We start from the raw sequence: 18,556 nt of genomic DNA, 5'->3' as shown, positions 1-18,556 counted from the left end.
AATCTTTGAACTCCAATCGTTTTCAAATCTGATGCAATATTAATATTTTTGTGAGCAAACTAAAAATAACTGCGGGTATAAAAAAGGTTCTTCGGATATTATTGTTTTGTGCAACGGGAGTGGTGTTACTGGCAGGGATGCTTTATCTCCTGTTACAGACTTCGTATGTACAAACTGCGTTGGTTCAATATATTACTCAGCAGGTTAAAGCGTCTACCGGTGTTACTATTCAGATCGGCCATGTCGATTTCCGTCCGGTAAAATCTTTGGTACTGAAAGAAGTTTTATTAAAAGACTTTAAAAACGATACTTTATTATATTGCCAGGATTTGCGGGTAAAGGCAGATTCTTTCAATATCGTAAACAAGAGTTTCACGATCGGTGAAATTGTTTTGAATCAGGCTGATTTTAATTTATGGATATCGCGTGGGGAAGGATCGCCGACAAATATAGAGATGTTTCTGGATTCTTTACAGCGGGTCGCTCCTGCCGATACAGAGGGGGAGGGCGGTGAAAAACAGAGCGGTTGGTTGATGGGATTGAAGAAGGTCAGTCTGCGGGATTCCCGTTTCACTTATCGTGAAGAAGAATATGAACCGGTGGATTATGGCGTTAACTGGACGGATGTGGAATGCCGGGATTTGAATGTCGATATTACGGATTTTGACTTTGGGGATGAATATTCACAGATCGTCGTTTCCGGTTTGAGTTTTATCGAGAAGTCGGGATTGAGGATGAAGGAATTGGATGGACGGGTTCGGATCCGGGAGAGTAATTTGACGATTACGGATGCACGGATAGAACTTGAACGGAGTAGTCTCGACTTGATGAAACTGGAATTCAGCTGGACACCCGATCAGCACGACTGGCGTTATTTTACGACCCGGATGCAACAATATTATGAATTAGGGCCCTCGTCGGTGAGTTTTATCGATCTGGCATATTTTAACGGAGTGCTGAGAGGGATCGATAATACGGTGAAATGCAGCGGTATTGTCAATAACACCATCAATAAGCTGGAAGGTCATGACCTTTATTTTGAGTTAGGGGATAAAACCGTTTTTCAGGGAAGTTTTAAATCGGAAGGGTTGCCGGATGTATGGAATACACGGTTTCATATCGATTTGTATAAGGCGCATTTGAATCCCGATGATCTGGAAACCGTCTATTTGCCCTGGTTCGATAGGTATATTCCGGTTCCGGAACCTCTGCATCATTTTTCTTTTGTCGATTTCGAGTCGATTTGTTTCGAAGGTACATTATCGGATTTTATGGTGAAGGCGAAGAGTATTACTCCGGCTTTGGCAGGAAATCTGACGTTTCGTTATGCTCCTTGTCCGGACAAAAAGCCCGATTGTGATGCCATGGGTGGGGATTTTCATTTTTATCAGGTCGACTGTGGAAAGTTGTCCGGGCTGTCGATGCTGGGATACGGTAGTTTGTCCGGTAGTTATGCAGGAGTCTGGGATACCCGGGGACCTTCGTTTCATATAGATTCGAAAGTGGAGCGTCTGAATATCCATCAAGGGAATGTCAAAGATATGAAAGTGGCCATGACTTATGAGACGGGAAAGCTGGATGTGATGGCCACCGTGGAGAACGAGCAGATGCAGGGAGGGGTATTGCTGGCTTATGATTTGAGTGATTCCCTGAATTTTTTGAGTACCCGGGGACAGTTACGGATCGATGAATTGGCGGCATTCGGTTTGGATATAAAAGGGGGACTGGAGGCGCTCGAAACTTCGTTCGAGATCATTCATGCCGGGCAGGAAAATAAGAGTTTTACCAATTTATCCCTGACGGATTTCAAATATACCTGTGATACAGCTACATTCACGATAGATAAAATTAGTATGGAGGATAACCAGAAGGGAGATCATAATACTACTACTTTAAAATCGGATGTCGTGGATCTTTTTATTTCGGGAAATTTTCGGGAATTGCGCCCTGCTCCGTTTGTTTTTCGATTGATGCAAAATTATTTACCGGCTTATTCGGTACATCAGCCTAAAAAGACCCGGAAGTATCCGAAACGGAAAGAACCTGAAAAGTTCGATTTTCAATATACCGTGCAGGTAAAAGATGCCGGCCGGATTTTGCAGGTTCTCTATCCTGATTTGTATATAGCTTCGGGTACATTGATTACTTCCGATTACCGGAATGAAACCGGACAATTGCGTCTTCGCCTGACGACCGATTCGATCGGTTATGAGGACATCAGCCTGCTTCATTCCAAAATCGATCTGGTGGGGGATATGCAACGGCTGGATATGAAATATACTACCGACCGGCTCATTTATGGCAATGGATACCAGCTTTATAATGTCAGGAATGAGTTAACGCTTGCGGATAACCATCTGGACAATAGATTGAGCTGGTGTAATTGGGGAGATAAGACTTATAGCGGGGAATTGTCTGCCTGTGTCGTTTTCTCTCCCGATGAAAAGTATGGTTATAACACGGAAATCCGGATTCATCCGGGAGTCATTGTGATGAACGATAGCGTTTGGCGGGTCAAGGAATCTTCGGTTTTTATCGCCGGTAAAGAGATTGATGTAAGTGACTTTTTTATGCAGCGGGGAAAAGAGAGTTTGTCGGTTAACGGTAAACTCTCCGAATCTACTGAAGAAAAGCTATTCGTGAAACTCGAGAATTTCAATCTGGAGAATGTAAGCCGGATCGCTTTGAAACACCGGCCATTTTTGTTCGGAATCGCTACCGGTTCGCTGACTCTTCAGGATTATTATAAAAATTTTATGTTGATTACCGATTTTAATGTCGATAACTGGGGAATCAACCGGGATACTTTAGGATCGTTGAGCCTGCGTTCGTATTGGGATGCGGATAACAGAAACGTCATTGTCGGAGCTGAAAACAGAGTAGACGATGCTGTGCCCTTAGTGGTACAGGGGTATTATACGCCCGAGAAGGATACGATTGATGTCGGCATACATTTGGAAAAAGTGGGATTGGAGCGGTTAGGAATCTATGCTTCTGATTTTGTCACGGAGACTGCCGGGAATTTGTCCGGGAATGTGCGGATTTCAGGAAATACCTATAAGCCGGATATTTCCGGTTTTGTCTATTTCGATTCGGTAGGGATGAAAGTCAATGTTTTGAATACTAAATTTTTTGTTCACGATAGCGTTCATATCGTAAATAATCATCTGTTGTTTCGTAATTTTTATATGAAAGATATTCATGGGCAGCAAGCGGTGTTGAATGGAGAATATCAGTTTTGGGAAAATCGTTACCGCCTCGATGCCCGGTTTGAAAAGTTTATGGTGCTGAATACCGGTTTTGCAGATAACGAATCGTTTTATGGTCAGGTATATCTGAGTGGGTTGGCCGATTTGGATAACCATAATGGGGTGGATAATGTCACGGTCAATGCCCGGACGGAGAATGATTCCCGTTTGTATCTTCCCTTGTCGGCAGGCATGACGGAGCAGTCCAATAATTTTTTGCATTTTGTCCATACCGGACAGCCGGAGAATCAGAAGATACAACCTAAATCGGCAGTATCGGATATTAATTTGAATGCGAACCTGGAGGTCAACGATAAGCTGAATGTACAGGTGATTTTTGACCCGACGGTCGGAGATATTCTGAAAACTACGGGAAACGGAGATATTAAGATCACTTTCGATAAAGACGGAAATCTGAATATGTTCGGGGAATATCAGATTGCAAAAGGGGATTATCTCTTTACTTTGAGCAACCTGGTGAATAAAAAATTTGTACTTACTCCCGGGGGAACGATTTCCTGGAGCGGTTCGCCTTATGAGGCAATGTTGAATATCAATGCGGTATATAATTTGAAAACGACGATTACCGAATTGTTACCGGCAGAAAAACTCTCTTCCGATGAGTCGAATCCCGATGAAAAGATCGCTACGGAATCGGGAAGAAAGGTTCCGGTGGAATGTATCCTGAATCTGAGTGATAACCTGACCAATCCGGTAGTAAAATTCGATATAAACTTCCCGACACTGGAAACCCAGAGTAAAAGTTATATCCAGAGTCTTTTTTCCAGCCAGGACGAGATTAATAAACAAATGTTTTCTCTGTTGGTATTGAACCGATTCTACCGGACAGACAATACGGGGGATTATGGTTTACAAGCCCAGACGGCAGGGGTGACGACTTTGACGGAGATGTTTTCCAATCAGTTATCCCGTTGGTTTTCACAGTTTAGCAGCAATGTAGATATCGGGTTTGCTTACCGTCGGGGAGACCGGGAAAAAGAAATGACATCGGATGAGTTCGAACTGGCTGTCTCAACTCAGCTTCTCGATGACCGGATTACGATTTCTGCTAACGGAAATATGGATGTCGGAGGTAATCGGAACGCTGCCGGGGACGAGAATCGCAAAAATAATATTGCCGGAGACTTCGATATCGAAGTGAAGTTAAATAAACAAGGATCGTTGAAAATGAAGGCTTACTCCCATACGAACGAGAAGCTGCTATATAATAATACGGAAACCATTCAGGGAGTAGGGGTGTCTTATCAGGAATCATTCGATACTTTGCGGGAACTGTTGCGGAAATATTTCGGCTTTTTACGAAAGAGAAAGTAAGCGGGATAGGTGTTCTGTCTGTTTTCACCGTTATGATAAATTCCGGTTTGAAAATGATTTTATAAAAAAAACGGGAAATTGTTTTTAATATGCTGTTTTTTTTACAAATTGCATGCTGCAAACGATTACGAACTTAAACTTTATATATTATGACAGCACAAGAATTTATAGACAGAGAAGCTCGTTACGGGGCTCACAACTATCACCCGCTACCTGTGGTACTCGAACGGGGAGAAGGTATTTATGTCTGGGATACAGATGGAAAAAAGTATTTCGATTTTCTTTCTGCTTATTCGGCTGTGAACCAGGGACATTGTCATCCGAAGATTGTGAAGGCAATGACCGATCAGGCTCAGAAACTGGCATTGACTTCGCGGGCTTTTTATAATGATGTGCTGGGAGAATGGGAAGAATTTGTGACCCGATTCTTTGGTTATGACAAGGTGTTACCGATGAATACAGGAGCAGAGGCCGATGAAACAGCGTTGAAACTCTGTCGGAAATGGGCTTATATGAAAAAGGGGGTACCCGATGGAAAGGCCAAGATTATCGTTTGTGACGGGAATTTTCATGGACGTACCATTACGATCGTTTCGCTCTCTAACGATCCCGAATCGTATGCCGGATACGGACCTTTCACTCCCGGATTCATCAAGATTCCTTATAATGATATTCCGGCTTTGGAGAAAGCACTTCAGGATCCTGATGTGGCCGGTTTTCTGTTGGAACCGATTCAGGGGGAAGCCGGTGTTTTTGTGCCGGATGAAGGATATCTGAAAAAAGCCTATGAACTGTGTAAATCCAAAAATGTCTTGTTTATTGCCGATGAGGTACAAACGGGAATTGCACGTACCGGTAGATTACTGGCTTGTGACCATGAAGGAGTACATCCGGATATTCTGGTGCTAGGTAAAGCGATGTCGGGGGGAATGATGCCGGTTTCCTGTGTACTGGCCAACGACGATATTATGCTTTGTATCAAACCCGGTGAACATGGATCGACCTATGGGGGGAATCCGATTGCAGCCAGAGTGTCCATTGCTGCTTTGGAAGTGGTACGGGACGAAAAACTAGCCGAGAATGCGGAGAAATTGGGACAAGTGTTCCGGGATCGGATCAGTAAAATCCATTCGGATATGATCGAACTGGTACGTGGTAAAGGATTGTTGAATGCCGTTGTGATTAAGCCTAAGAACGGTAAAACCGCTTGGGATGTATGTTTGAAATTGAGAGATAAAGGCTTATTGGCTAAACCGACCCACCAGCATATTATCCGTTTTGCCCCACCTTTGGTGATCAACAAGATGGAACTCATGGAAGCCATCGGTATTATAGAAAATACGATAGCTGAATTCGAATAGCTTGACAACAGCCGGAGCATAGGTGCCGGCTGCTAAAATAAAAGACGCGAAGGGCGAGAGAATGCCTTTCGTCTTTTTGTATCTTTGTCGCAGGCCGATCGGTTCATACGACGGTCTGGAAAACGAATGGGTATGAAACACAATTGGAAACCGGGAACGATGATTTATCCTTTACCGGCAGTGCTGGTGAGTTGCGGTGCGACTCCCGAAGAATATAATTTGTTTACAGTGGCCTGGACTGGAACGGTTTGTACCAATCCGCCCATGTGTTATATTTCGGTAAGGCCGAAGCGGTATTCTTATCCGATCATTCGGCGACAGGGCGAATTCGTTATCAACCTGACAACCGAAGACCTGGCTTTTGCTACGGATTGGTGTGGAGTTCGTTCAGGGCGCGATTACCGGAAATTCGAAGAGATGAAACTCACGCCCGGAAAGGCCGGAGTGGTTCGGGCGCCGATTGTTGAAGAAGCCCCTGTATGCATCGAATGCCGGGTGAAAGAGATCGTCCCTCTGGGATCACATGATCTGTTTCTGGCCGAAGTGGTGAATGTACAGGCCGATGACCGGTATCTGAACCCCGAAACGGGAAAATTTGAACTCGACCGTGCAAATCCTTTGGTGTATACTCATGGGGAATATTTCGGTCTGGGCAAGAAGATCGGGAAATTCGGATGGTCCGTGGAGAAAAAGAAGAAGAAAAATAAGAAATAAGAGAAGGAATTTTAATGAAAAGATAAGATGAAAAAAATGTTTCAAACGATGTGGCTATTGGGTGTACTGGTCCTGATCGCTGCGTGCGGGGATCATTCCCGCTTTAAGTATGAGTCGGTGCCCGGAGATCCGTTGAATGCCCGGATTTATACTTTAGACAATGGCTTAAAGGTGTATATGACGGTCAATAAAGATCAACCCCGGATTCAGACCTATGTCGCCGTCCGCGCCGGTGGAAAGAACGATCCGGCAGAGACGACCGGGTTGGCCCACTATTTTGAGCACCTGATGTTCAAAGGAACGGATAGTTTCGGAACACAGAATTACGAACAGGAGAAACCGATGCTGGACCGGATAGAAGCTTTGTTCGAGGTATATCGGAAAACGACGGACGAGGCTCAGCGGACTGCTCTCTATCGTCAGATCGACAGTGTGTCTTATGAGGCCTCTAAGATCGCTATTCCCAATGAATACGATAAATTGATGGCGGCGATCGGAGCTACCGGGACAAATGCCTATACTTCTTACGACCAGACTGTTTTTGAGGAAGATATTCCTTCGAATCAGGTAGAGAACTGGGCTAAAATACAGGCCGATCGGTTTCAGCATCCTGTTATCCGGGGATTTCATACCGAACTGGAAGCTGTTTATGAAGAAAAAAATATGTCCCTGACCAAAGATAACCGTAAAGTGATCGATCAGGTGATGGCCGGTCTCTTCCCCCACCATCCTTATGGAACTCAAACCATTTTGGGAACACAGGAAAATCTGAAAAATCCGTCTATTACGAATATTAAGAATTTCTATACTCAATGGTATGTACCTAATAATATTGCGGTTTGTCTTTCCGGAGATTTTGATCCCGATGTAATGATCGAAACGATAAACCGTTATTTCGGTGGAATGAAACCGAGTCAGAACTTGCCTGAACTGAACTTTCAACCGGAGCAGCCGATTACCTCTCCTATAGTGAAAGAAGTGGTGGGACCGGAAGCTGAAAATGTGACTTTGGCGTGGAGATTTCCGGGAGCAAACAGTGAGGACGTAGAAACCTTGAATCTGCTGGCTCAGGTGTTGTACAACGGACAAGCCGGTTTGATCGACCTGGATATCAATCAACAACAGAAAATGTTGGGAGCTGCTGCCTATCCTTTCTTATTAGCTGACTACAGTGTATTTTTAATGGAAGGAACACCTAAAAACGGACAAACCCTCGAAGAAGTACGTACACTGCTGTTGGAAGAAATCGGAAAGTTGAAAAAAGGAGAATTCGACGAGAACCTGATCGCTGCGACGATCAATAATAACAAACGCGACAGACAAAAACAATTGGAAAGCAATGACGACAGAGCAACCTGGTTTGTCGAGTCGTTTGTCAACGGTACGAATTGGGCCGATGAAGTGGCTTCACTCGACCGGATGAGTAAAATTACCAAACAAGAGCTGATAGATTTTGCCAATACTCATCTGAAAGATAATTATGTCGTGGTCAATAAACGGCAGGGGAAAGACGAAAGTGTAAAGAAAATGACTAAACCGGCCATCACTCCGATTGTGACCAACCGGGATAAGAGTAGTGCTTTTTTGCGGGAGATCCGGACAACACCGGTAAAACCCATCGAACCGGTATTTGTCGATTTTTCAAAAGATATGGCTCAAGGAAAACTCAAATCCGATATTCCTTTGTGGTATAAGAAAAACCCGACGAACGACCTGTTCTCTTTAACTTATGCTTTTGAGAAAGGAAATAATGAGGATCGTTATCTTTCCACTGCTGCCGGCTATCTGGATTATTTGGGTACTTCCGAATTGAGTCCGGAACAGGTGAAGGAAGAGTTTTACCGTTTGGCTTGTGATTTTGGTATTCGTCCGGGAGCTGACCGTACCTATCTCACTATTTCGGGTTTATCCGAAAATATGGGAGAGGCGATTCAATTGGTCGAATCTCTGCTGGCAGATGCTCAACCCAATCCGGAAGTACTGGAAATTATGAAAGGTGATATTCTGGAAGGGAGAGCGAATACAAAATTAAATCAGGAGGCAAATTTCAGAATGCTGATGCAATATGGTTTATACGGACCGAAATCGCCTGCGACCAATGTGCTTTCGGCTGATGAAATACAAAATTTAAAGTCGGAAGAGCTGTTGGCCCACCTTCGTGATCTGAGCAAGACCGAACATACTGTCCTTTATTACGGCCCGAAGACCCAGGAAGAAGTTGTGGCAGAAGTGAATCGGTACCATCAGGTGCCTGAAAAGCTGATCGCTGCAGATAAGGCTTCGCTTTTTAAGATCAGAGAAACCGGAGAAAGTAAGGTTTTGTTAGCTCCGTATGCTGCTGCTCAGGTATATATGGCTGCTATTTCTAACCGGGGAGAAAAATTCGATCCGAATATTTATCCGGTAGCTACCTTATATAACGAGTATTTCGGGGGAGGTATGAATTCGATCGTATTCCAGGAATTGCGTGAAGCCCGGGGATTGGCTTATTCGGCATCTGCCGGTTTGGGTGAGCCTTCCCGTCTGGACAAGCCTTATATTTATTCTACTTTTATCGCTACTCAGAATGATAAGATGGGAGATGCTTTGACTGCATTCGATGAAGTTATCAATCATATGCCTGAGTCTGAAGCTGCCTTTAATCTGGCAAAAGAAGCTTTGATTGCCCGGTTACGGACCGACCGGATTACCGGAGCCGGAATTTTCGATGCCTATCAGGAAGCAAAGGACCTGGGATTGGACAGTGACCGCCGGAAAATGTTATTCGACGATTTGCAGAAACTGACCCTGGATCAGGTAAAGGATTTTCAGGAAAAATGGGTGAAAGACCGCAAATATACCTATTGTGTATTGGGAGATGAAAAAGAATTGGATATGAAAAAATTATCTTCTTATGGTCCCGTAGAGCGACTGACTACCGAACAGATTTTTGGGTATTAGAGAGTTGCTGGGTTAAAAGAGTTACTGAGTTGCTGAGTTAAAAGAGTTACTGAGTTGCTGAGTTAAAAGAGTTACTGAGTTGCTGAGTTAAAAGAGTTACTGAGTTACATGAGGGAGGGAAGAGGTTGTATAGGGGCGGTTAAATCCTTGCGATCTCTGTAACTTCTGTAACCTTTGTAACTCTTTATCACTGACTCAAAATAAATTTGAAACCCCATTCCTTTGTACTATCTTTGTTGAGCAGATCTAATAGGGGGAAGTAATGAAATTTAATTTAATATTGAGTTGTTTCGTGGCCATTCTGGCTTTGGTAAATCCGATACAGAAGGTGTTGATCGTCACGTCTTTGCAGGAACGTTTTTCTCCAACCGAGTTACGGTATATTTCGATTAAATCGACGATTACGGCAATGCTTATTCTGATTTTTTTTCTTTATCTGGGACAGGTGACTTTTAGTTATGTTTTTCGGGTCGAGCTTTACTCTTTTCAGATTACTTGTGGGGCTGTGCTGATGTATAACGGTTTGTCCGGTTTGTTGAAAGGATTTTTTATGAAAGTGGATGAACATATTAAGATTGCCGATTTAACCACTGTACCTATAGCTATTCCGATGATTGCCGGACCTGCTACGATTACTGCTGCAGTTACTTTCCCTGTTCAGTATAGCCGTTTTGTCACGATCGTTGCTATTTTACTGGCTTTAGCTGTGAACCTTTTCTTTATGCTGAAAGCCCGAAGGATCGGTAGTTTTCTGATTAAATATAATTTTATGAATCCTTTGATCCGGATTATCGGATTGATCGTTGCTACGATCGGCCTTCAAATGGTATTCGACGGTATTACTTTATTTATTAAGACATTAGCCTGAACGATCAGGTACAGCCTCGGAAATAAAACCGATGATTTTCAAATATGGGTTCGATTAATTCGAAGCGGATGAATTTTGCCAGTGTATTTTCTGCTTTTATCCGGGGAATACGGGCCAGACGACAATACTGATTAAGGGTTATAGCCGGATGGGTTGTGAGATAATCCAATAGTAATCGTTCTTGTTCTGTATAATGAAGAAAGGAACCTTTTGGGGTCCCTTCTTGTTGCCAGACTTTTAAATGTACCGGAGTAGCGAGGATATTCTCGTCTTTTATACGGATATAAGCCCAGCATTTATTTGTCTGATCTTTGGCATAATAAGGTTTGGTTGTTCCGGGAGGTACAATGACTTCCAACACAGTGTGTCCGTCGATATCGTGAATCTGCATTTGACAGTTTACCTGAGGTTGGCAATACAATTTTGCTGCTGCCTCGATCATGTAAATTTCCTCTTCCGAACGCACTCCTGCAATTTTTCCGTTATCTTTCACCCCAATAAGCAAGCGCCCTCCGTCCGTATTGGAAAAAGCCGATAAGGATTTGGCTATTTTCCGCGCATCCGAGATCTCGAATTTGAAATCCTGTTGTTGGTGCTCTCCTTCTTCTATCAGTTTATAAATATAATCTTTACTGTTCATGGTATAGAGTTGCTGAGTTGCTGAGTTAAAAGAGTTGCTGAGTTGCTGAGTTGCTGAGTTAAAAGAGTTGCTGAGTTAAAAGAGTTGCTGAGTTATAAAGTTGTTGAGTTGAAAGAGTTTGTTATTGGATTGGTGTGACCCCTGAGTGTATAGGCTAATGTTTGTAGTCATATATTTACTTTAACAATGTGTTGCAAATATGATCTTGCTTTGTATTTAAATTATTAAGCTAATGCCTTGTAACTCTTCTAACTCTTCTAACTCTTCTAACTCAATAACTTAATAATTCAGAAACTCAGAAACTCAAAAACTTAGTAACTCAGTAACTCTTTTAACTCAGCAACTCTTTTAACTCAGCAACTCAGCAACTCTTTTAACTCAGTAACTCTTTTAACTCAGTAACTCTTTTAACTCAGCAACTCTACAACTCATTCAATCTTCACTTTTCCTCCCGGTAAAATAGCCTGTATACTATTGTCGTACATAGCTGAACAATAAATTGCCGGTAACATATATTCTCCGCGGAACGCTGCATTGCAACGGAAACGGAAAGTCTTAGACTGATTTTGTTCCAAGCTGAAATAGACATAAAAACGGTCGTCCCGGATATCGACATATTCTGCCTCTTTCCAGGCACTGGTGTTTCCGGTAAGACGGTCATTGATGATCTCGAAGCCGGAAGGTACCGGATAGTTTAAAGCCAGTTCCTGATAAGTACCGGTCAGGCCCGTGTTTTTGATTGTAATTTCGGTTGTAATGTCTTCCCCCTGTTGCAGCTGTTCGATGTTGAGCGGAGTACCTTTGTCATTATAATAACGCACACTCATCGACATTCCGGACATAACTTTTTCCTTGACTACTTCCAGAGGGGCGGAACTATTGATCTGACGGACAAAAAGTGAACCTTGACCGTTGTTCGTCACCGTAACCGAAGCTTTGTCACCCTGCAAAACGAGTTGTTTTTGCCAGATTGTCTTGTCGGTTTTGACGTTTTCGTTACCTGAATTTGTTTTTACTGTGATATCGATTCCTTTTTGGCTGCCCAGGTATTTTTGTACGAACTGGGCGGCTGCATAAAGAGCGAAAGAGGTTTCCTGGGTACTGTACCAATTGCCGGATCCCATGGCTTTAGAAATCTTCTCTAACATGCGGTAAGCATCTTGTTGCATGTTCAGGATGACCATCGATTGCAGAATCAGGGCATTGTCCCGGGTAGTAGAACCGAACGTTCCTCCCGTTTCCCGGTAAGGGGTGACTTCGAAGGACAGATCGCGTATCATTTTCGTAGCGATTTCCTGTTGATTACTTAAAGCATAAGCGGAGGCCAGCAGCCATTGTGAAACCGGACGTTGCAAGCGGGTCTCTTTCAGTCGGTTCATGGCTGCCAGATCGGGTTTACCGGCTAAAGCCAATACATACAAACGATAGGCTTGGTCTTGCTGTGACCACGGTTCTGTGCGGTTCCAGCTGTTAGCCACCTGACGCATATAGTTCGTGGCATGCTGTAACATCTGAATCGGGACTGCATAGCCTTGTTTTTGGGCATTTGCCAGGAAATTTACAGCATAAGAGGTAACCCATTCCGAAATATACGGCTCTCCAGGCCAGTAAGCAAAGCCTCCTTCCGGGGTCTGATAACTTCTCAGACGGTTGATGACTTCTCTGACGTTATTTTCTGCCGTGATCTGTTGTGCCGGACTTAATGCCAGAAGCCAGGATAAAGCTAATTGCGGAAATGCCTGTGAAGTGATTTGCTCTGCACAGCCATGAGGGTAGTCGAGCAAGTAACTGAGGCGTTGTTCCAGGTTTAACGGTGGGATAGAGGATACCTCCAGGACAGAAAGCGGTTCGGTTCCTGTAATGCGGGTATCGAAAGAAACGGTCTCTCCTGCTTTAGCTTCTTTTTCTTCGATCTCCGTCATTCTCGGATTAGGAATACGTACCTGAACATCCTCGGTGACAATAGCTGTTTCATTGCCCGATGTCGCTTCTGTCCGAAGTGTCGACATCCCGGTTTGGCTATTGATCCGAGCCTTAAAATAGACAACTTGTTCTCCTTTTTTATCGAATTGGATGTGTTGTTCTTTTTCTCCTGTCAGGGTGATTTTGTCGTCGGTAGTCATCTTTACGGTGACTTCCCGGATATGATCTTTCAGGACAAAAACGGTAACCGGAATATCGATGATATCTCCCGGTGTGAACAGACGGGGAAGGGCAACCGATACCATGAGGGGTTTATTTACCGTACTGTTGACACTGGCTGCTCCATATTGTCCATTGGTAGCTGCAATGACCATCGTCCGTACTTCGCCGATATATTCCGGCATTTTGAAGGTGTGTTTTTGAGTAGCTCCGGCTTTCAAACTGAAAGGACCGTCGAATAAGACGACCGGTTTGAACCGGTTGGTCTTTTCGTCCTGTAAATCCTTCAAGGCTTCGTCGCCACCCACAGCAAAAGCTTTATCCAGACGGGCTCCATAAGCACCGTAGATATAGTCGTAGAAATCCCAGGTTTTTACGCCCAGGGCTTCCCGTGCATAGAAAGCAGCAAAGGGATCCGGAGTACGGAAAGTGGTCAGCGAAAGCAGTCCTTCGTCGACTATCGCAATGGTGTAATTCATCGCCTTGCCGTCTTTTTCAGAAACTTCCACGTTGAACTCTTTTCCCGGTCGGAGTTCCTGAGCCATTTTGATCTTCGGATTCAAATGGAGAGCCGGGTCTTCTACATGGATATTGACAACTCCATACATTCGGATCGGACGGTCGTTGTCCCGGTTGTTGTGAGGTTGAAGCAGAGTGACTGCAATGTATGTATTGGGACACATCTCGCTGGTGGCCTCCAACTCGAAGGTGGTGTTACCGGCAGAGGTATTGATCCGTTTCATGTTGCTGACGGTTTTCCCGTTTTCAAGACTGACGATGGCTACACTACCTGTTGCTGAAGGAATTGTAACTTTTATCTTTTCGCCGACGCGGTAAGATTTTTTGTCGCTGTTCAGGTGTAAGGTGGTCGCTGCAGTTTGATCGGCGTTATCCGACCAGCTACCGAAATAGGCGATTAAACCGGAGGTATGCCCCGAAGGATCGGTGGCCCGGATAAAATAACGTCCATATTTCGGGATATGAAGATCCAACTGAAAACGACCGTCGGTGGCTTTGACTTTCTGGCTCAATACACTGCTACTATATTCCCGGTTGACATAAGATCCCAGGTTTTCATCTTCCGAATCCCACCACCAATGCCAGTCGAGTTTATATACTTCAATCTGAATGGTAGCATTTCCTGATTGTTTTCCTGTCGGGGTAATCGTAACGCCTTGTAATCGAACAGGTTGCTCGGTGGAGTACCAATTATCGTCGTTTTCAGGTAGACGTATTCCTACATATTCATCGTAAGGGGAATAGCGGATACTTTGTGAGCTGATACTGAAATCCCCGCCGTTTTCAAATACCCGGGTGGTGAAGACTGCATTTAATATTCCGGGAGCATCTTCGGTTTTGATCTTGTTCAGGCTGAATGAAAAATTTCCCTGCTGGTCGGTTTGCCCGTCGAATAGGGTTTCTGTCGAAGGTTCGAAATACCTGGATTTATCGGAAAAACGATAATCCGGAAATTCGGAGAAACCTGCATCGGCATGGTATAAACGTACCTCTGTGATCGCTTTTTGATTGGAAGTCGGTGCTCCGTTCAGCCATTTGGTCTTCACTTCTACAGGTTTCAGGGAAACACCGGTACCGATAATTTTATCGTTAGGAAATAACATTTGTATAGCCAGACGGTTCGGTTTCACTGTTTCGATGCGTAATGTCTGTTTGAAAGTCAGGCCACCGATACGGAAGAGGACATGCCAATAACCGGTTTGGTCTTCGGGTTCGGTTTTGAAGGTAAAACAATGGATATTATTGGGAGTAATCGCTCCTTTTAAAGTTTGGGTAATATGCCCGTTGGGATCGACCAGTTGTGCAACGATCGGGTGACCTTCCGGTAAGACACCGAGCTTGTCCTCCAGGATCAGGGATAAATAGATTTCATCTCCCGGACGCCATACCCCCCTTTCACCATAAATGAATCCTTTTACCCCCATTTGTACATGTTGTCCGCTGACGTCGAAGTTACTGAGGGATAGAGCACTGTTTTCTGCTAAACGCAACCAGGCTTTGTCTTTACCCTTCTGTGCCAGTACGATAAAGCCCGGAGATGCCGGTTTTAAATACGCGAATCCTTCTTTATCGGTCCTTGCCGAATCGATCTTTTGATTCTGATAATTGTAAAGACTGATGTTGCAGTTCGGAATCGCTTCAGCGGTACTGAGATCGGAAACGCATACGACATACTGATTGTCGGCTCCTTGTTTGGCCATAATGCCCAGTGAAGTATTGATGATATTGCGGGCTGCAAACCGATCACCGGTGTAGTAGGAGATATGACAAGGATTTTCGCGCTGTTCCCAGTCGAAACCGGATGGATAATAATATTCGCTGTAGTAGGAACCCGGGTTGTCCCAGTCCGTATCCCCATAATCCGAGTCGGGACTTTCATCGGCACAGGAAAGAGTGGTATATGATTTCTTGAATTTCAGTCTGAAACGATAAATATTACCTTTCTCCAGATTGACCAGATCGCTTAAGTCGATGGTAAAGTCATTCCATTTATCGAGGTCGATATGGGGATGATCTTTTTTCAGATCGATTTTTTTCATAAATACCGGTCGGGCTGTACGGGTCAGTTCGCTGCGGTCGTCATAAGAATTTTCTTGCAGGAAAAAGTTCATGTTTTGGTCGAGCACCTGAATGATTTCAAGGTCGACGGCTTGCAGTCCGATAGCAGAAAAAGGAATGAGTACCTGATTGTTGCCCGGGACGATGATCCCCTTGCCGATGAGTTGTACTTGTGGTTTGGTGCTGGAGAGACGTACCGACCGGATATATTCGGTATGCAACGTATTACCGTTGGCACTGCGTATCCCGGCATGGATAGTCAGATTCGGTTGGTTATTTTCGATAGTGTTACCCGGATAAAGGTAAATGATGTTATCCGAGATTTTATAATTCAGGGTAGAGGCTCCTTCCAGGCTGAACAAACCTTTCAAATCCTGGTTCGGATCGATATTCTCCGACATATAGATACGGATTACCGGTGGTTCACTGTCACTGGCTTTGACATTCAACACCGTGAAATCATTCAGACCGGGGATGGAGATCTCGGTGCCGTCGGTTGCTTTAATGTCTTTACTGAATTTTAAATTCAGTGTTTTACTTTCTTTTTCTTTTAACAGATGGCGGATAGCGAAATAATGCCGGTTACCCTGATGATTCCATTCCGGTGTGACGGATTGACCGTTATAGGTGGCCGTCAGTTTTTGTTCCATTTCTGTCGGATCGGTTTCATCCGAACTTTGCAACATCCCCTGATATTGTAATTCATTTTCATGATCGGGTTCGCTGATCAGAACACCGGGTTCGAAAATCGTAACCAGCGGGACAATATCGAATTCAAAGTTGAATTTCTCATAAGGCTTGGGGACGTTACAAAGTGCTCCCAGATTGAACGTGACTTTGTATGTCGTACCGTTTTTGAAACGTTCTGCCGGAATGAATTCTATACTATGGTTATCTTTTAGAATCAATTCCCCTTTTATAGCCGGAGATATCCTGAATAAATCGGCCGGGAGGGTACTACCGGCCTGGAAACCTTTATCGGACGGTTGACCCAGATAGACCGAAAGGGAAGAAGAGGACTTGATGACTCCACTCGTATAACCGGTGATGTATTTACTGAAATCGGTTTTTTCTTTGTTTGTACAGCCTGTCAGCAATAGAACAGCCATAAAAAATAGTGCCGCTAGGTTCATCCTGTGTATCATGGCGCAAGGGTATTTGTTTATAACAGATTATTTTATACCTGAATATTACGTTTCCAGCCTGTTCCGGATACGTTTTTCAATTTATTGTCTAACAAAATTAGAGAATTATCTTACAAAGATACTGGGTGAAGGGGTTTATTTTTATATTTTTGTCGAAATAAATCAAAGTGCTCAGAGTATATAGATCATTGTAACCTTTAGGGGCAGGAGTCGTTAAAAATAGGAATTGATCTGAGCAAACTTTCGTAACAAAGAAAATTGCAAATATGAGAATAGCTGTTGTAGGAACCGGATATGTCGGACTTGTTTCCGGTACTTGTTTGGCAGAAACCGGAGTCACCGTTACCTGTGTAGACGTCGATGCTTCGAAGATCGATAAGCTGAATCAGGGAGGAATTCCGATTTACGAACCCGGTTTGGCTGAGCTGGTGATCAAAAACCGGGCCAACGAAAGGTTGTTCTTTACTACTTCTTTAAAAGAAGCCTTGGTAGATGCCGATGCTGTTTTTATTGCAGTAGGTACTCCCCCTGATGAGGATGGTAGTGCCGATTTGTCTTATGTTATAGGAGTGGCGCATGAGATCGGGTGTTTGATCGAGGAATATGTAGTGGTGGTGACCAAATCCACTGTACCGGTGGGGACGAACCGGAAAGTGAAATTGGCTGTTCAGGAAGAGCTGGATAAGCGGGGAGTAGAAGTAGTGTTCGATGTCGCTTCGAATCCTGAATTTTTAAAAGAAGGGGATGCGGTAAACGATTTTATGCGGCCTGACCGGGTGGTGATCGGTGTAGAATCGGCCCGGGCGGAAAAAGTGATGGAACGATTGTATCATGCTTTTGTCCTGAATAATACTCCCATTTATTTTATGGATATTCCCTCTGCGGAGATGACGAAATATGCTGCTAATTCGATGTTGGCTACCCGTATTTCTTTTATGAACGATATCGCTAATTTGTGTGAGATCGTCGGTGCTGATATCGAGGCGGTGAAAAAAGGGATCGGGAGCGATACCCGGATCGGTAAAAAATTCCTGAATGCAGGTTGTGGATATGGCGGGTCTTGCTTCCCGAAAGATGTGAAGGCCTTGATCCGTACCGGAGACGAATATGGTTATGGAATGGAATTGTTGAAAGCGGTAGAGCGGGTGAATGAGAGGCAAAAGACGGTTTTATTCGATAAGATTCAGAAACATTATGAAGGAAATGTAAAAGGAAAGCATTTCGGACTTTGGGGATTGTCGTTTAAGCCGGCAACCGATGATATGCGGGAGGCTCCTTCTCTGGTACTGATCGGCCAATTGCTGGAAGCGGGAGCGACCGTCAAAGCTTTCGATCCGGTTGCAATGGAAGAAGCCAAGCGCCGGCTGGGCGACCGTATCGGGTACGCTGCCAATATGTACGACGCTTTAACGGATGCCGATGCCATGATTATCGTGACCGAATGGCAGGAATTTAAAGTTCCGAAGTTTACTTTTATAGAGAAAGCCTTGAAAGAAAAAGTCATCTTCGATGGACGTAATATTTACAATCCTGAACAAATGAGAGAATTTGGATACACCTATTATGGGATAGGGAAAAATCGATAA

8 protein-coding genes are annotated in these 18,556 nt (G+C 44.1%); 6 read left to right on the top strand and 2 right to left on the bottom strand.

The features are described from left to right. Positions 1 to 50: 50 nt before the first annotated feature. The 5 genes from ODOSP_RS07030 to ODOSP_RS07010 all read left to right on the top strand — a co-directional run bounded on the left by ODOSP_RS07030 (position 51) and on the right by ODOSP_RS07010 (position 10,466). Positions 51 to 4,583 (top strand): translocation/assembly module TamB domain-containing protein, encoded by a 4,533-nt coding sequence (locus ODOSP_RS07030; RefSeq protein ID WP_013611660.1) that lies wholly within the window; start codon positions 51 to 53, stop codon positions 4,581 to 4,583. 149 nt (positions 4,584 to 4,732) lie between these two features. Next, on the top strand, positions 4,733 to 5,944 hold the full coding sequence (gene rocD, locus ODOSP_RS07025) for an ornithine--oxo-acid transaminase (RefSeq protein WP_013611659.1): 1,212 nt from the start codon (positions 4,733 to 4,735) through the stop codon (positions 5,942 to 5,944). 132 nt (positions 5,945 to 6,076) lie between these two features. Continuing rightward, positions 6,077 to 6,658, top strand: a complete 582-nt coding sequence (locus tag ODOSP_RS07020) for a flavin reductase family protein (protein ID WP_013611658.1) — start codon at positions 6,077 to 6,079, stop codon at positions 6,656 to 6,658. Positions 6,659 to 6,685: 27 nt separating this feature from the next. After that, the gene (locus ODOSP_RS07015) at positions 6,686 to 9,598 is read left to right on the top strand and encodes a M16 family metallopeptidase (RefSeq protein WP_013611657.1); all 2,913 of its coding nucleotides are present in this window, start codon (positions 6,686 to 6,688) and stop codon (positions 9,596 to 9,598) included. A 262-nt stretch (positions 9,599 to 9,860) separates the two neighbouring features. After that, the gene (locus ODOSP_RS07010) at positions 9,861 to 10,466 is read left to right on the top strand and encodes a MarC family protein (RefSeq protein WP_013611656.1); all 606 of its coding nucleotides are present in this window, start codon (positions 9,861 to 9,863) and stop codon (positions 10,464 to 10,466) included. Between the two features lie 4 nt (positions 10,467 to 10,470). Here ODOSP_RS07010 and ODOSP_RS07005 read toward each other — a convergent pair whose 3' ends face one another. Together ODOSP_RS07005 and ODOSP_RS07000 are read right to left on the bottom strand one after the other, a co-directional pair. Continuing rightward, positions 10,471 to 11,106: an AlbA family DNA-binding domain-containing protein gene (locus ODOSP_RS07005; RefSeq protein WP_013611655.1), complete on the bottom strand. Its 636-nt coding sequence runs from the start codon at positions 11,104 to 11,106 to the stop codon at positions 10,471 to 10,473. 428 nt (positions 11,107 to 11,534) lie between these two features. Continuing rightward, a complete protein-coding gene (locus tag ODOSP_RS07000) occupies positions 11,535 to 16,934 on the bottom strand; it encodes an alpha-2-macroglobulin family protein (RefSeq protein WP_167535988.1) in 5,400 nt (1,799 codons plus the stop codon). Between the two features lie 302 nt (positions 16,935 to 17,236). On the opposite strand from ODOSP_RS07000, the gene ODOSP_RS06990 reads away from it, so the two are divergent. Beyond that, a complete protein-coding gene (locus ODOSP_RS06990; RefSeq protein ID WP_013611653.1) occupies positions 17,237 to 18,556 on the top strand; it encodes a UDP-glucose dehydrogenase family protein in 1,320 nt (439 codons plus the stop codon).

This window comes from Odoribacter splanchnicus DSM 20712, from assembly GCF_000190535.1.
Taxonomy (GTDB): Bacteria; Bacteroidota; Bacteroidia; order Bacteroidales; family Marinifilaceae; genus Odoribacter; species Odoribacter splanchnicus.
The sequence above is the reverse complement of the archived record's forward strand: the minus strand, read 5'-3'. Positions and strand labels throughout refer to the sequence as shown.

What these genes read in the sequence shown, in the direction of transcription:
- rocD (WP_013611659.1), top strand. Translation starts at nt 4,733, where the DNA reads ATGACAGCACAAGAATTTATAGACAGAGAAGCTCGTTACGGGGCTCAC.
- ODOSP_RS07020 (WP_013611658.1), top strand. Translation starts at nt 6,077, where the DNA reads ATGAAACACAATTGGAAACCGGGAACGATGATTTATCCTTTACCGGCA.
- ODOSP_RS07015 (WP_013611657.1), top strand. Translation starts at nt 6,686, where the DNA reads ATGAAAAAAATGTTTCAAACGATGTGGCTATTGGGTGTACTGGTCCTG.
- ODOSP_RS07010 (WP_013611656.1), top strand. Translation starts at nt 9,861, where the DNA reads ATGAAATTTAATTTAATATTGAGTTGTTTCGTGGCCATTCTGGCTTTG.
- ODOSP_RS07005 (WP_013611655.1), bottom strand. Translation starts at nt 11,106, where the DNA reads ATGAACAGTAAAGATTATATTTATAAACTGATAGAAGAAGGAGAGCAC.
- ODOSP_RS07000 (WP_167535988.1), bottom strand. Translation starts at nt 16,934, where the DNA reads ATGGCTGTTCTATTGCTGACAGGCTGTACAAACAAAGAAAAAACCGAT.
- ODOSP_RS06990 (WP_013611653.1), top strand. Translation starts at nt 17,237, where the DNA reads ATGAGAATAGCTGTTGTAGGAACCGGATATGTCGGACTTGTTTCCGGT.